Raw genomic sequence first — 14,145 nt, 5'->3', positions numbered from 1 at the left:
TGGTGCGGACCGTTGGCAGTCTGAAAATCACCCGCAACGCCCCACTCCGGGCCACCCCCTGCGCCGCCCCCTCCCGCAGCGCGTCCCTCTCGCCTTGGTCGGGTCGTCGTGGGGGTGGCGGGGTGGTTGCTGTGGGTGGGTGGGTTGCTGGTGCGGCCGCGCGGGCTTCGCCCTGCGCGGCCGTTGGGGGTGAGGGGAGTGGGGTGGTTGGGATACTGGGGGCATGAGGCTGACGGAGTTCTGGCGACGGATGTACGCGCACTTCGGGGAGGGGTATGCGGAGTCGTTCGCGAGTGATCATGTGATGAGTGAGCTCGGGGGGCGGACGGTGCGGCAGGCGTTGGAGGCGGGGTGGGAGGCGAAGGACGTGTGGCGGGTGGTGTGTGAGACGCAGGGGGTTTTGGGGCCGCTGCGGTGAGGGGGTGTGGGCCAGACTGTTCGGGTGACGAGTAGTACGGAAGAGCGGGACGGGTCGGCCGAGGGTGTCGACGAGGGGCGTGGGGTGCTGTGGGGCGGGGGGATGCCGAGATGGCTGCCCCGGGCGATGGTGCTGGCGATGGTGCTGGTGGGGTTGTTCCAGCTGGCCAGTTGGGCGTTCCTGCAGTTGGTCGACCTGTTCGTGATGTTGTTGGTGGCGTTCTTCCTGTCGTTGGCGTTGGAGCCGGCGGTGGACCGGATGGCGGCGCGGGGGGTGCGGCGGGGGGTCGGGACGTGTCTGGTGTTCGTCGCGGTCGGGGTGGCGGTGGTCGGGTTCCTGGGGGCGTTGGGGACGCTGCTGGTGGATCAGGTGGCGAAGATCGCGGGGGACATGCCGCATCTGGTGGAGAACCTGATCGGCTGGATCAACCGGACGTTTCATCAGGACGTGTCGTTGGGCGAGCTGCAGAAGAAGCTGTTGAAGGACTCGGGGGCGATCGAGACCTACGCGCAGCAGGCGGCGGACAACGTGTGGGGGTTGTCGTCGACGCTGATCGGGGGGTTGTTCCAGGCGTTCACGGTGGGGCTCTTCACCTTCTACTTCACGGCCGAGGGGCCGCGGGTGCGGCGGACCGTGTGTTCGATGCTGCCGCCGGCGAAGCAGGGGGAGGTGCTGCGGGCCTGGGAGATCGCGCTGGCGAAGACGGGCGGGTACCTGTACTCGCGGGCGGTGCTGGCGGTGGTGTCGGCGGCCGGGCACTGGGTGATGTTCGCGCTGATCGACCTGCCGTACGCGGCGGCGCTGGCGATCTGGGTGGGCGTCATGTCGCAGTTCGTGCCGACGATCGGGACGTACCTGGCGGGGGCGCTGCCGGTGCTGGTGGCGCTGACGGTGGAGCCGGTGGACGCGCTGTGGGTGCTGGTGTTCACGGTGGTGTACCAGCAGATCGAGAACTACCTGCTGCACCCGAGGATCACGGCCAAGACGATGGACGTGCACCCGGCGGTGGCGTTCGGGGCGGTGATCGCGGGGGCGGCGCTGCTGGGGGCGGTGGGGGCGCTGATCGCGATCCCGGCGGCGGCGACGCTGCAGGGGTTCGTGGGGACGTACGTGAAGCGGTACGAGGTGGCCAGTGATCCGCGGATCGACCGGGGGGAGCAGCGGCGGGCGCGGAGGGCGCTGCGGCGGGAGGCGACGCGGCGGCTGCGGCGGATGGTGGGTGGGGACGGGGAGTAGGCGGGCGTGTGAGGCTTGAATCGAACAGATGTTCTTTGTACTCTCCGGCCAGGAGTTTTCCACAGGCCGATGCGGGTGGGGCTCGTTTGTCAGTGGGACGCGCTAGCGTCGAGGACGATGAAGCGCACAGCACAGAACCCGAGGGAAAAAGTCATGGCAGGTACGGACAAGGAGAAGGCCCTAGAGGCCGCACTCGCCCAGATCGAACGGCAATTCGGCAAGGGCTCGGTGATGCGCCTCGGCGAGAAGGCGAACGAGCCGGTCGAGGTGATCTCCACCGGGTCCACCGCGCTGGACGTCGCCCTCGGTGTCGGCGGCATCCCGCGCGGCCGCGTCGTCGAGATCTACGGCCCCGAGTCCTCCGGTAAGACCACTCTGACCCTGCACCTGGCCGCGAACGCCCAGCGGGCCGGCGGCACGGTCGCCTTCGTCGACGCGGAGCACGCGCTCGACCCGGAGTACGCCAAGAAGCTCGGCGTGGACACCGACGCCCTGCTGGTCAGCCAGCCGGACACGGGTGAGCAGGCCCTGGAGATCACCGACATGCTGATCCGCTCCGGCGCGATCGACCTGGTGATCATCGACTCCGTCGCGGCGCTCGTGCCCCGCGCCGAGATCGAGGGCGAGATGGGCGACTCGCACGTCGGCCTCCAGGCCCGTCTGATGAGCCAGGCGCTGCGCAAGATCGCGGGTGCGCTGAACCAGTCGAACACCACGGCGATCTTCATCAACCAGCTGCGCGAGAAGATCGGCGTCATGTTCGGCTCGCCGGAGACCACGACCGGTGGCCGGGCGCTGAAGTTCTACGCCTCGGTCCGTCTGGACATCCGCCGCATCGAGACGCTGAAGGACGGCACGGAGGCGGTCGGCAACCGCACCCGCGTCAAGGTCGTCAAGAACAAGGTCGCCGCGCCGTTCAAGCAGGCCGAGTTCGACATCCTGTACGGCATCGGCATCAGCCGCGAGGGCGGCCTGATCGACATGGGCGTGGAGCACGGCTTCATCCGCAAGTCGGGCGCCTGGTACACGTACGAGGGCGACCAGCTGGGCCAGGGCAAGGAGAACGCCCGCAACTTCCTGCGGGACAACCCGCAGCTCGCCGACGAGATCGAGCGGAAGATCAAGGGCAAGCTCGGCATCGGCCCGAAGCAGGAGGAGCCCGCCGAGGGCGCCGCCGCTCCGGAGGCCGCCGCGGCCGCCGACGACGCCGCGGCGAAGCCGATCACCGCGACCGCCGCCAAGACGGCCGCGGCGAAGAAGACGGCGGCTGCCAAGGCCTGAGCCGTTGAGCACGTACGACACGGTGGGCGCCGAGGACGACCACGGGCCGCCGGACTGGTTCGCCGCTGTGGCGGAGGAGCCCGATCCGGCGCCCGGGCCGGGCCCGGCGGAGGTGACGGTCGAGGAGCTCGGCCTGGTCACCGCCTCCGAGCTGCCTGCGGGGCGGCGCCGGAGGCGCTCGGCGCTGGAAGCCGAGGAGGGTGGGGCGGCCGGTCACGGGGGTGTGGCCGCCCCGGAGGTACGGCCCGGCCGGGGGCGGCGCTCGGGGGAGGAGCGCGCGCCCCGGAAGCGGGCCGAGGAGCCGGAGGATCCGGAGTCCCGTGCGAGGGACATCTGCCTGCGGCTGCTGACGGGCTCCGCCAAGAGCCGCAAGCAGCTGGCCGACGCCCTGCGCAAGCGGGAGATCCCGGAGAACGTCGCCGACGGGGTGCTGACCCGGCTCGAAGAGGTCGGGCTGATCGACGACGCGGCCTTCGCCGCCGCCTGGGTGGAGTCCCGGCACGCCGTCCGGGGGCTGTCCCGGCGGGCGCTGGCGCAGGAGCTGCGGACCAAGGGCGTCGACGCGGAGCTGGTCGAGCGGGCCGTCGCCCACCTCGACTACGACGACGAGACGGAGGCCGCCCGGGCGCTGGTCGAGCGCAAGCTGCGGAGCACCCGGGGGCTGGAGACGCAGGTCCGGATGCGGCGGCTGGTCGGGGTGCTGGCGCGGCGCGGGTACTCGGAGGGGATGGCCTTCCGGGTGGTGCGCGAGGCGTTGGAGGACGAGGGCCGGGAGTAGCCCACCTGAAGGGGTGGCTGCTCCCGGTTCGTCATTCCACCGGTTGGGCGATGGGCTCGGGGGCCCCGGTGAGGGGGACCGGGCCGCCGCTGGCCCGGTCGGCGAGGGCCAGCAGGTCCTCGGCGGCGGCGCCCTGGGTGGCGCCGACCAGGTGGCCGTCCGGGCGGATCAGCAGGACGGTGTGCGGGCCCGCCGCCGGGTACTCCTCGGTGACGAGCACCTCGGCCGGGACGGGCAGCGCGGCGGCGACCTCGGCGAGGCGGGGCATCAGGCCGGCGCTCAGCCAGTGCTCGGCGGACCAGACGGCGGTGCCGGGGGCGACCAGCAGCAGCAGGAAAGTGGAGCCCAGCCGGGCGTGGAGGTGGTCCGGGGTGCCGTCCGCGGCGAGGACCGGGAGGTCCGGGACGAGGACGCCGGGGGCCGTGGCGGGCAGCAGTTCGCTGAGCGAGGTGGTGCCGCGCGCCCCGCGCTGCACCGGGACGCGGCTGGGCACGCCCGAGGGGGCCGCCGGGTAGGCGGGGGCGCCGCCGAAGCGGCCGGTGCCCAGTTGGCCGTCCGCCAGCAGCGGGGCGTGCTTGCGGAAGCCGCCCGCCAGCAGCGAGCGGCGGGTCTGCGCCCAGCCGCGCAGCGGGCGCAGCAGCGGCATGGACTGGTCGACGGCGCGCAGCCGGGCCCCGACGGCGCCGCGGCGCTCGGCCTCGTAGCCGTCCAGCAGGGAGCCGCCGGGCTGGGGGCCGCCGGAGTGCAGGTGCCAGGCGAGGGAGAGCCGCCAGGCGAGGTTGTCGGCGTCGCGCAGCCCGTCGGCGAGGTTCTGCATGCCGAGGGCGCCGTGCAGGTGGGCGGCGTCGCCGGCGAGGAAGCAGCGGCCGACCCGGAAGCGGGCGGCGAGGCGCTGCTGGGCGGTGTGGTCGGCGGCCGCGAGGAGTTCGTAGCGGGGGAGTTCGCCGCCGCACCAGCCGGTGAGGGTGGAGGTGACCCGGGTGAGCAGGGTGTCGCCGGTGACGATGCCGGGCCAGGTGGCGTGCGGGTCGACCTCCTCGGCGGGGTCGGGGCGGCCGGGGGGCAGGCGCCAGTCCAGGCGCCAGACGCCGTCGGGCAGGGGGCGGGCGGAGGCCTCGCGGTCACCGCGCCACGGGGGCTCGCGGTGCAGCCGGGCGCCGTCGAAGGGCAGGTCGACGCGGACGGTGGCGACGGCGTTGCGGTCGACGGCCGGGCGGCCGGGGAAGCGGACCTTGAGCAGCTTGCGGACGGCGGACCGGGCGCCGTCGCAGCCGACCAGATGGCTGCCGCGCCACCAGGTGGTGGAGCCGTCCTGGGTGCCGGTGGTGCGGACGCTGACGCCGTCGCGGTCCTGTTCGAGCTCGACGACCCGGTTCAGCGGGACGAGCCGGACCAGCGGGGTGGCGGTGAGGGCGTCGCGCAGGCCGCGCTGGAGGCGGTGCTGCGGCAGGTGGAAGGTCGGGGAGTCGGTGAGGTCGATCCGCAGCATCTCCTGGCGGCGGCGCCAGACGGAGAAGGAGTCCCACAGCGCCGAGTCGGAGACCGCCCGGGGGTAGCCGATGCGGGTCAGGAAGGCGGTGGTGTCGGCGCCGAGGACGACGCTGCGAGGGCCCTCGGGGCAGAGCCCGGAGCCCTCGTCGAGGATGACGGTCGGGACCTCGTGCCGGGCCAGGGCGAGGGCCAGGGCCAGACCGACCGGTCCGGCCCCGACCACGATCACCGGGTCCACGAGGGAACCCCCGGGCACGAACCGGCCGATCGGCCGGCGTCAGGTACCGCTGCCGCATATGCCGCGTGGATGCTCCCGGGAGGTGTCACGAAGAGCAATGCAACAGATCGCCTGCGTGTCCGTCAAGCAGCAGTCGAAGTGCGCCGGTTCGCGCCGCGGCGCCCGCGGCTCTCGATCCAGTGGGCGAGCGCGGTCAGCAGCAGGCACATCGCGATGTAGATCGGGCCGATCACCAGGACCACCGGGATGTACGGGAAGCCCGCGGCGTTGATCGGCTGGCTGGCGATCGCCTTCCCGACGAACAGCAGCTCGTGGTAGGTGATGACGAAGCCGAGCGAGGTGTCCTTGAGGGTGACGACCAGCTGGCCGATCATCGAGGGCAGCATCGAGCGGACGGCCTGCGGCACCAGGACGAAGGTCATGACCTGCGTCTTGCCCATGCCGAGCGCGTACGCCGCCTCGCCCTGGCCGCGGGGCACGGCGTTGACGCCGCTGCGGATGATCTCGGCCTGGACGGACCCGTTGTAGAGGGTGAGGCCGAGCACCAGCGCCCACATCGGCTCCTTCGCGAAGAACGCGTAGTAGAGCGCGACGATCAGGATCAGCAGCGGCATCGCCCGGAAGAACTGGACGACGGCCGTGCAGGCCCAGCGGACCGGCTTGTGGTCGGAGAGCTGGCCGGCGGCGAGCAGGGCGCCGAGGGTGAGCGAGAACAGCCCGGCCAGGCCGAAGGCCTTCAGGGTGGACAGCAGGCCGTCCACGATCCGCTGCTGGACGGCGGTGTACTGGAAGACGTCCCAGAGGTCCGGGTCGAACTGGTTCTTGCCGTCCAGCGAGGCGATGGCGAACCAGATCAGGCCGATGATGGCGAGGACGGAGACGATGCCGAACGCCTGGTAGCGGGCGCGGGCCTTCGGGCCGGGGGCGTCGTAGAGGACGCTCGCGCTCGCGGAGCGGTTGAGGAAGCTCATCGGGCCACCGCCAGTCGGGATTCCAGGAAGCGGAACAGCGTGGCGACCGCGGCGCTGATCAGCAGGTAGGCGCAGGCCACCCAGAAGAAGATCGCGAAGATCGAGTAGCCCTTCTCGGAGAAGGACTGCTGGGCGCTGTACAGCTCGGCGACGCTGAACGCGCCGGCGATCGCCGAGTTCCTCGGGAGGGCGATGAACACGCTGCTCATCGGGGCCAGGACGGTGCGCCCGGCCTGGGGGAGCACCACCAGCAGGAGGGTCTGGCCGAAGCTCATGCCCAGGCTGCGGGCGGCCTCGGCCTGGCCCAGCGGCACGGTGTTGATGCCGGAGCGGATGACCTCGCAGACGAACGAGGCGGTGTACCCGCCCAGCGCCAGCACCGCGAGGGTCATGTAGCTCAGGCTCGCGCCGAGCTTGGGCAGGCCGAAGACGACGGCGAAGAACAGCAGGGTCAGCGGGGTGTTGCGGAAGAGCGTCACCCAGGCGGTGCCGAAGCCCCGCAGGACCGGGACCGGGGAGACCCGGAAGGCCGCCAGCAGGGTGCCCAGCAGCAGGGCGAGCAGTGCGCTGAGCGCGCTCAGCTCGATCGTCTGCAGGAAGCCGTCGCGGAACAACGTGAAGTTGTCGTCCTCGAACAGGAAACCCATCCGGCGGCCCTCCTCTCAGGAATGGTCGGGAACGTTCGGCGGATCAGTAGCGCTCGAGGGTCGGCATGGTGGACGGCGCCGGGGAGCCGGACAGGCCGAGCGTCGCGTCGTACGCCTTCTTCCAGTCGCCGTTGTCCTGGTGGGCCTTGATCGAGTCGTTGATCGCGTCGCGGAGGTTCTTGTCGTCCTTGTTCAGGCCGACGCCGTACTTCTCCTCGGTGAACGGCTTGCCGACGACCTTGAGCTGGCCCTTGTACTTGGAGGCGTAGCCCTTGAGGATCGCGTCGTCCGTGGTCACGGCGTCGACCTCGCCGGCCAGCAGCTTCTCCACGCAGGCGGAGTAGGTGTCGAACTGGGTGACCTTGGCGTTGTACTTCTGGATGTTCTTGATCGAGGTCGAGCCGGTGGCGGTGCAGATGTTCTTGCCCGCGATGCTGTCCGGGCCGGTGATCGCGGTGTTGTCGGCCTTCACCAGGAGGTCCTGGCCGGCGATGTAGTACGGGCCGGCGAAGGAGACGGTCTTCTTGCGCTCGTCGTTGATGCTGTAGGTGCCGACGTAGAAGTCGATCTGGCCCTTGGCGATGGCCGGCTCGCGCTGCGAGGAGACCAGGGTCGACCACTTGATCTGCTGCGGGGTGAAGCCGAGGTCGGCGGCGATCATCTTGGCGATCTCGATGTCGAAGCCGGTGCGGTCGCCGCTGCCGAGCTCCTCGAAGCCGAGGAAGGGCTGGTCGGCCTTGGCGCCGATGATCAGCTGGCCGCGCTTCTTCGCCTCGGCGAGGGCCGGGGAGTCCACCTTGACGTCCGTCTTGACGGCGTAGGCGGGCGCCTTGGGGGCGTTGCTGGCCGCGGCCGAGTCGGCGGCGGTGGCGCCGGGCGTGCCGTCCTTGCCGCAGGCGGCGGTGGCAGTGAGCGCGACGGCGCAGAGCGCGACGGCGAGGGTGCGGGAAGCCTTCATGAGGGTCGATCTCCTGGGGCCGGGCCACGGCGTCAACCGGGCTCTGACGTCTGGGGGTTGTGCGCGGGCGGGACCGGCCGGCTCCGTTGCCGGGGGCGGTGCCGCTGGGGCTCGAAGCGTCAGTGGTGGAGGATCTTCGAGAGGAAGTCCTTCGCGCGGTCGGAGCGCGGCGCGGTGAAGAACGCGTCCGGGGTGTTCTGCTCGACGATCTTGCCGTCGGCCATGAACAGGACCCGGTTGGCGGCGGAGCGGGCGAAGCCCATCTCGTGGGTGACGACGACCATCGTCATGCCGTCGGCGGCCAGTTGGCGCATGACCTCCAGCACCTCGTTGACCATCTCCGGGTCGAGCGCCGAGGTCGGCTCGTCGAAGAGCATCACCTTGGGCTTCATCGCCAGCGCGCGGGCGATCGCCACGCGCTGCTGCTGGCCGCCGGAGAGCTGGGCCGGGAACTTGTCCGCCTGCGCCCCGACGCCGACGCGCTCCAGCAGGTGCCGCGCCGTCTTCTCCGCCTCGGCCCGGGGGACCTTGCGCACCTTGACCTGGCCGATGACCACGTTCTCCAGCACGGTCTTGTGCGCGAACAGGTTGAAGCCCTGGAACACCATGCCCACCTCGGTGCGCAGGCGGGCCAGTTCGCGGCCCTCCTCCGGCAGCGGGCGGCCGTCGATGGTGATCCGGCCGGAGTCGATCGTCTCCAGGCGGTTGATCGTCCGGCAGAGCGTGGACTTGCCCGAACCGGACGGGCCGATCAGCACCACGACCTCGCCCTGGGCGATCTCCAGGTCGATGTCCTGGAGCACGTGCAGGGCGCCGTAATGCTTGTTGACGTTGCTCAGCACGACCAGGGGGTGGGCTGCGGGGGTGGAGTCCCCGATGGGGCTCTCGGTCATCGCGCCTGCTCCCTCGAAGTCGGTCATGCCTCCCAGGAAAGCGTCAACTCCCTTGGGGGGCAATGGTGGTACGTGGATCGGGGGCCGCAGCCGGCGGAGCCGCAGCCCCCGGTGGGCCGACCTTAGGAGGCTTGACGACACCCAGTCAGCCGATCTGAGCGGAACTTGAGCATCACGAAACGGACACACGGCGGGCGCGGCCCGTTCGCGGGGGCGGCGATCGGGCATGTCACAGCCGGCGGCCGCGCCGGTGCCCACCGTCCCCCACGGGCCCGGAGCGCGGCCGTGCCTGGCGCCGGGCCGTCCTCTGGCCCATACTGCGCAGGGCCGGGACCGACCGTACGGTCCGATGATCACCAGGGGGAGAGGAGGAGAACGGCATGCGACTGCTGCTCGTCGAGGACGACGAACGCGTGGCCGCCGCACTGGTCGCGGTGCTCGGGCGCCACGGCTTCCAGGTCCGGCACGCGCGCAGCGGGCACGAGGCGCTGGACGCGCTGGTGCCGGACGGCAACGACCCGTACCGGGTGGTGCTGCTCGACCTCGGGCTGCCCGACCGCGACGGCTTCGAGGTGTGCAGCCGGATCCGGGCCGGCAGCGGCGTCCCGGTGATCATGGTCACCGCCCGCGCCGATATCCGCTCCCGCATCCACGGGCTCAACCTGGGCGCCGACGACTACGTCACCAAGCCGTACGACATGGGCGAGCTCCTCGCCCGCATCCACGCCGTCGCCCGCCGCGGCACCGGCCCCTCCGCGGCGAGCGCGCCCGCGCCCGACACCGTGCCCCAGCAGCGCGGCCCGCTGGAGTCCCGGGGCATCCGGATCGACCGGGAGCGCCGCCGGGTCAGCGTCGACGGCCGCGACGTGCCGCTCACCCGCAAGGAGTTCGACCTGCTGGCCCTGCTCGCGCAGAGCCCCGGCGTCGTCTACCGGCGCGAGCAGATCTTCAGCGAGGTCTGGCGCAGCGGCTGGGAGGGCAACGGGCGCACCCTGGAGGTGCACATCGGCTCACTGCGCAACAAGCTGGCCCTGCCCGGGCTCGTCGAGGCCGTGCGCGGCGTCGGCTACCGGCTGATCCCCGAGTCCCCCGCGCCCGCCGCCGGGCAGCAGCCCCCCGCGGAGCACTGACCGCACGTGCGCACCCGCCTGCTCGGCATCCTGATCGCCCTCATGCTGTGCGTGCTGGCCGCCCTGGGCATGCCGCTCGGGGTGGCGGTGGCGGCGGCCGAGCAGTCCAAGGTCGTCGTCGACCGGCTCGACGACGCCGCCCGCTTCGCCCAGGACCTGCCCACCTCCGGCACGGCCACCGTGGACGCCGCCCGCAAGGGCGACCCCGAGCCCGCGCCCGGCGACCTCAGCCGCAAGCACGCGATCGACGCCGAGGTGCGCCGCTACTTTGACCTGTACGGGGTGCGGCTGGGCATCTTCCAGCGCGACGGCGCGCCGATCTCCGTCGCCCCCGGCGACTGGCGGGTCCCCACGGGCGGCTGGGGCGCCCAGGCCTTCCAGGAGGCGCTGGACGGGCGGCGCAGCCACAACCCCCCGCAGGTCTGGCCGTGGACGCCGGACCGCACGATCACCGTGGCCACCCCGGTGGTGCGCGACGGCGACGTGGTCGCGGTGGTGCTCAGCGAGTCCCCCACCGGGGCGCTGCGCACCCGGGTGCTGCACCGGTGGCTGGTGATCGCCGGCGGCGAGGCCGTCGCGATGATCGTCGCCGTGCTGCTGGCTGTCCGGCTCACCGAGTGGGTGCTGCGCCCGGTGCGCACCCTGGACCGGGCCACCCACGACATCGCCACCGGCCGGATGAACGCCCGGGTCGCCCCCGGCGGCGGGCCGCCCGAACTCCAGCGGCTGGCACGGTCGTTCAACGAGATGGCGGATCACGTGGTGCTCGCCATGGACCAGCAGAAGGCCTTCGTCGCGGACGCCTCGCACCAGCTGCGCAACCCGCTGGCGGCCCTGCTGCTGCGCGTCGAGCTGCTCGGCCTGGAGCTGCCCGAGGGCCACGACGAGGAACTCGGAGGCGTACGGGAGGAGGGCGTCCGGCTCGCCCGGGTGCTGGACGACCTGCTCGGGCTGGCCACCGCCGAGCACTCCCGGCCCGAGCCCGAGCAGACCGACCTCGCCCAGCTCGCCCTGGCCCGCGCGGACGCCTGGCGGCCGGTGGCCGAGCAGCGCGGCCTCGAACTGACCTGGGACGGGCCGGCCCTGGCGATCGGCATGGCCGACCCGATCGGCTTCGGCTCCGCGCTGGACGCCGTCCTCGACAACGCGCTCAAGTTCAGCCCGCCCGGCAGCCGGGTGCGGCTGCGGGTCGCGGTGCGGCGCGGCGAGGTGGCGGTGACGGTGAGCGACGCCGGGCCCGGCCTCACCGAGGAGGAGCTGACCCGGGCCGGCGACCGGTTCTGGCGCAGCCCGCGCCACCAGAACGTGGACGGCTCGGGGCTCGGCCTGTCCATCGCCCGCACCCTGCTGGCGGCCGGCGGCGGCTCGCTCTCCTTCGCCCCGGTCAGGCCGACCGGGCTGGCGGTGACGCTGACCGTGCCGAGGCCTGAAAAGAGCTAGGGCTTCACGGACTGGTAGTAGCGGGACGCGCCGGTGTGCAGGGGCAGCGGGTCCGTGTAGACGGCGGTGCGCAGGTCGACGAGCTGGGCGGCGTGGACCTTGGAGCCGATCTGGTCGCGGCTGTCGATGACCGCCTTCGTCATCCCCTCGACGAGGTCCTGGTCCACGTCGGCCCTGGTGATCAGCAGGTTGGGCACGGCCACGGTGGCGACGGCGTCCGAGGGGACGGCGTCCGGGTAGGTGCCCTTGGGCATGGTGGCCGCGCGGTAGGCGTCGGTGCCGCCGCCCTCGGCCTTGTGCAGCGCCTCGGAGAGGTCGCTCAGCGGCACCACCTTGATCGCCATGTGGGAGGAGAGGTCGGTGAGCGCGCTGGTCGGCAGGCCGCCGGACCAGAAGAACGCGTCCAGCCGGCCGTCGCGGAGCATCGTCGCGGAGTCCATGATCCCGATGTTCTGCGGCTTGATGTCGTGGTCCGGGTCCAGCCCGGCCGCCGTCAGCAGCCGCTTGGTCACCAGGTTCACCCCGGACTGGCCCAGGCCCACGCCCACCCGCTTGCCCTTGAGGTCGGCGACGCGGCCCACCGGGGAGTCCGCCGGGACGATCAGCTGCAGGTAGTCGTCGTACAGCCGGGCGATCGCCCGCAGCCGGCCCTTGTTCGGGCCGCTGTAGTCGGCCACCGCGTCGGCGGTGGCGATCGCGAAGTCGTCCTGGCCCCGGGCCACCCGCTCCAGGTTGTCGACCGAGCCCTCCGAGCCGTCCAGGGCCAGCCGCAGCCCCGGCATCGCCCGGGAGACGTGCTCCTGGAGCATCTGCCCGTACCGGTCGTAGACCCCGCTGGGGACCCCGGTCGCGAAGCGCGCCTCGCCCCGGGGGCCGCCGGGCGGGCCGCCCGCCGACAGCCACCAGCCGCCCAGGCCCGCCAGCAGCAGGGCCAGCACCAGCACCGTCCGCCACAGCCGGCTGCGCGCGACCGCGCGGACGGCGGCGCCGAGACGGGACGGGACGGGGGAGGTCATGCAGGGATACTGCCAGGCGCCCCGGCCGAACGGGAGGGGGAGGGATTGTGCGATGGGCCGGGAAAACCGCTTCGCGGGTGCCCGTACCCTTGGTCGGGTGAGCGGTGAGAGCGGATTGAAGAGCTACAAGGTCGTCACGCACGGCTGCCAGATGAACGTCCACGACTCCGAGCGGCTGTCCGGCCTGCTCGAGGAGGCGGGCTACGTCAAGGCCGGGGCGGAGGGCGACCCCGACCTGGTGGTGTTCAACACCTGCGCGGTGCGGGAGAACGCCGACAACAAGCTGTACGGCAACCTCGGGCAGCTCGCGCCGGCCAAGACCCGCAACAAGGGCATGCAGATCGCCGTCGGTGGCTGCCTGGCCCAGAAGGACCGCGAGAGCATCGTCGCCCGTGCCCCCTGGGTCGACGTGGTGTTCGGCACCCACAACATCGGCCACCTGCCGGCCCTGCTGGAGCGGGCCGCGGTCGAGCGCAAGGCCCAGGTCGAGATCCTGGAGTCGCTGGAGACCTTCCCCTCCACCCTGCCGACCCGCCGCGAATCCGCCTACGCCGCCTGGGTCGCCATCTCGGTCGGCTGCAACAACACCTGCACCTTCTGCATCGTCCCCGCGCTGCGCGGCAAGGAGGAGGACCGCCGGCCCGGCGACGTCCTCGCCGAGGTCGAGGCGCTGGTCGCCGAGGGCGTCATCGAGGTGACCCTGCTCGGCCAGAACGTCAACGCGTACGGCTCCGACCTGGGCGACCGCGAGGCCTTCTCCAAGCTGCTGCGCGCCGCCGGGCAGATCGAGGGCCTGGAGCGCATCCGCTTCACCTCGCCGCACCCGCGCGACTTCACCGACGACGTGATCGCCGCGATGGCCGAGACCCCGAACGTGATGCACCAGCTGCACATGCCGCTGCAGTCCGGCTCGGACCGGGTGCTCAAGGCGATGCGCCGCTCGTACCGGCAGGATCGCTTCCTCGGGATCATCCGCAAGGTCCGCGAGGCGATGCCGGACGCGGCGATCTCCACCGACATCATCGTGGGCTTCCCCGGCGAGACCGAGGAGGACTTCGAGGAGACGATGCACACCGTCCGCGAGGCCCGCTTCACCAACGCCTTCACCTTCCAGTACTCCAAGCGGCCCGGGACCCCGGCGGCCGAGATGGAGGACCAGGTGCCGAAGGAGGTCGTCCAGGCCCGCTACGACCGGCTGATCGCGCTCCAGGAGGAGATCTCCTGGGACGAGAACAAGAAGCAGGTCGGCCGGACGCTGGACATCCTCGTCGCCGAGGGCGAGGGCAAGAAGGACGACCGGACGCAGCGGCTCTCCGGCCGCGCGCCCGACAACCGGCTGGTGCACTTCGCCAAGCCGGAGGAGCCGGTGCGGCCGGGCGACATCGTGACCGTCGAGATCACGTACGCCGCCCCGCACCACCTGCTGGCCGAGGGCCCGTCGCTCGCGGTGCGGCGCACCCGGGCGGGCGACGCCTGGGAGAAGCGGCAGGCGAAGCCGGCGGACAAGCCGGCCGGGGTGATGCTCGGGCTGCCGAAGATCGGCGCCCCGGCGGAGCTGCCGCCGGCCGCCCCGGCGGGCGGAGCCTGCTGCGGGGACTGAATCCTCCGAGGGCGGCCCGGTGGGACCTTCGTGGTCCCGCCGGGTCGT

General features: G+C 72.3%; 13 protein-coding genes. 7 read left to right on the top strand and 6 right to left on the bottom strand.

Translation table 11 applies throughout. From position 1 onward, the window contains the following. The first annotated feature begins 223 nt into the window (after positions 1-223). From ACIRRS_RS30450 to recX, 4 genes are all read left to right on the top strand, one after another. Entirely contained in the window at positions 224-418 is a 195-nt protein-coding gene (locus tag ACIRRS_RS30450; protein ID WP_402977415.1) for a DUF3046 domain-containing protein, read from the top strand. A 24-nt stretch (positions 419-442) separates the two neighbouring features. Beyond that, the gene (locus ACIRRS_RS30445; RefSeq protein ID WP_402977412.1) at positions 443-1,654 is read left to right on the top strand and encodes an AI-2E family transporter; all 1,212 of its coding nucleotides are present in this window, start codon (positions 443-445) and stop codon (positions 1,652-1,654) included. A 153-nt stretch (positions 1,655-1,807) separates the two neighbouring features. Next, positions 1,808-2,935, top strand: a complete 1,128-nt coding sequence (gene recA / locus ACIRRS_RS30440; RefSeq protein WP_402977409.1) for a recombinase RecA — start codon at positions 1,808-1,810, stop codon at positions 2,933-2,935. A gap of 133 nt (positions 2,936-3,068) precedes the next feature. Further along, positions 3,069-3,713, top strand: a complete 645-nt coding sequence (gene recX / locus ACIRRS_RS30435) for a recombination regulator RecX (protein WP_402977428.1) — start codon at positions 3,069-3,071, stop codon at positions 3,711-3,713. A 31-nt stretch (positions 3,714-3,744) separates the two neighbouring features. Here the strand turns inward: recX and ACIRRS_RS30430 are convergent, their stop codons facing one another. The 5 genes from ACIRRS_RS30430 to ACIRRS_RS30410 all read right to left on the bottom strand — a co-directional run bounded on the left by ACIRRS_RS30430 (position 3,745) and on the right by ACIRRS_RS30410 (position 8,911). Next, entirely contained in the window at positions 3,745-5,442 is a 1,698-nt protein-coding gene (locus ACIRRS_RS30430) for an FAD-dependent monooxygenase (protein ID WP_402977406.1), read from the bottom strand. A gap of 122 nt (positions 5,443-5,564) precedes the next feature. Then, positions 5,565-6,413, bottom strand: coding sequence for an amino acid ABC transporter permease (locus ACIRRS_RS30425; RefSeq protein WP_402977403.1), 849 nt, complete (start codon positions 6,411-6,413; stop codon positions 5,565-5,567). Then, positions 6,410-7,060: an amino acid ABC transporter permease gene (locus tag ACIRRS_RS30420; RefSeq protein ID WP_402977400.1), complete on the bottom strand. Its 651-nt coding sequence runs from the start codon at positions 7,058-7,060 to the stop codon at positions 6,410-6,412. Before ACIRRS_RS30420 ends, ACIRRS_RS30425 begins: the two co-directional genes overlap by 4 nt. 43 nt (positions 7,061-7,103) lie before the next feature. Continuing rightward, a complete protein-coding gene (locus tag ACIRRS_RS30415; RefSeq protein ID WP_402977397.1) occupies positions 7,104-8,018 on the bottom strand; it encodes a glutamate ABC transporter substrate-binding protein in 915 nt (304 codons plus the stop codon). Between the two features lie 119 nt (positions 8,019-8,137). Then, complete coding sequence (locus tag ACIRRS_RS30410) at positions 8,138-8,911, bottom strand: amino acid ABC transporter ATP-binding protein (protein ID WP_402977394.1); 774 nt, start codon at positions 8,909-8,911, stop codon at positions 8,138-8,140. A gap of 380 nt (positions 8,912-9,291) precedes the next feature. Here ACIRRS_RS30410 and ACIRRS_RS30405 point away from each other — a divergent pair, with 380 nt between their 5' ends. Both ACIRRS_RS30405 and ACIRRS_RS30400 read left to right on the top strand, forming a co-directional pair. Beyond that, on the top strand, positions 9,292-10,041 hold the full coding sequence (locus ACIRRS_RS30405; protein ID WP_402977391.1) for a response regulator transcription factor: 750 nt from the start codon (positions 9,292-9,294) through the stop codon (positions 10,039-10,041). A gap of 6 nt (positions 10,042-10,047) precedes the next feature. After that, the gene (locus ACIRRS_RS30400; RefSeq protein WP_402977388.1) at positions 10,048-11,481 is read left to right on the top strand and encodes a sensor histidine kinase; all 1,434 of its coding nucleotides are present in this window, start codon (positions 10,048-10,050) and stop codon (positions 11,479-11,481) included. On the opposite strand, the gene ACIRRS_RS30395 is transcribed toward ACIRRS_RS30400, so the two are convergent. Further along, positions 11,478-12,497, bottom strand: a complete 1,020-nt coding sequence (locus ACIRRS_RS30395) for a TAXI family TRAP transporter solute-binding subunit (protein ID WP_402977385.1) — start codon at positions 12,495-12,497, stop codon at positions 11,478-11,480. The two genes, ACIRRS_RS30400 and ACIRRS_RS30395, sit on opposite strands and share 4 nt — an antisense overlap. 97 nt (positions 12,498-12,594) lie before the next feature. On the opposite strand from ACIRRS_RS30395, the gene miaB reads away from it, so the two are divergent. After that, positions 12,595-14,097, top strand: a complete 1,503-nt coding sequence (miaB, locus tag ACIRRS_RS30390; RefSeq protein ID WP_402977382.1) for a tRNA (N6-isopentenyl adenosine(37)-C2)-methylthiotransferase MiaB — start codon at positions 12,595-12,597, stop codon at positions 14,095-14,097. The last annotated feature ends 48 nt before the right edge of the window (positions 14,098-14,145 follow it).

The sequence above is a fragment of the Kitasatospora sp. NPDC101183 genome (genome assembly GCF_044767945.1).
Lineage (GTDB): Bacteria > Actinomycetota > Actinomycetes > Streptomycetales > Streptomycetaceae > Kitasatospora.
Note: the sequence above shows the minus strand (reverse complement) of the source record. Positions and strands in the feature narration are given on the sequence as shown.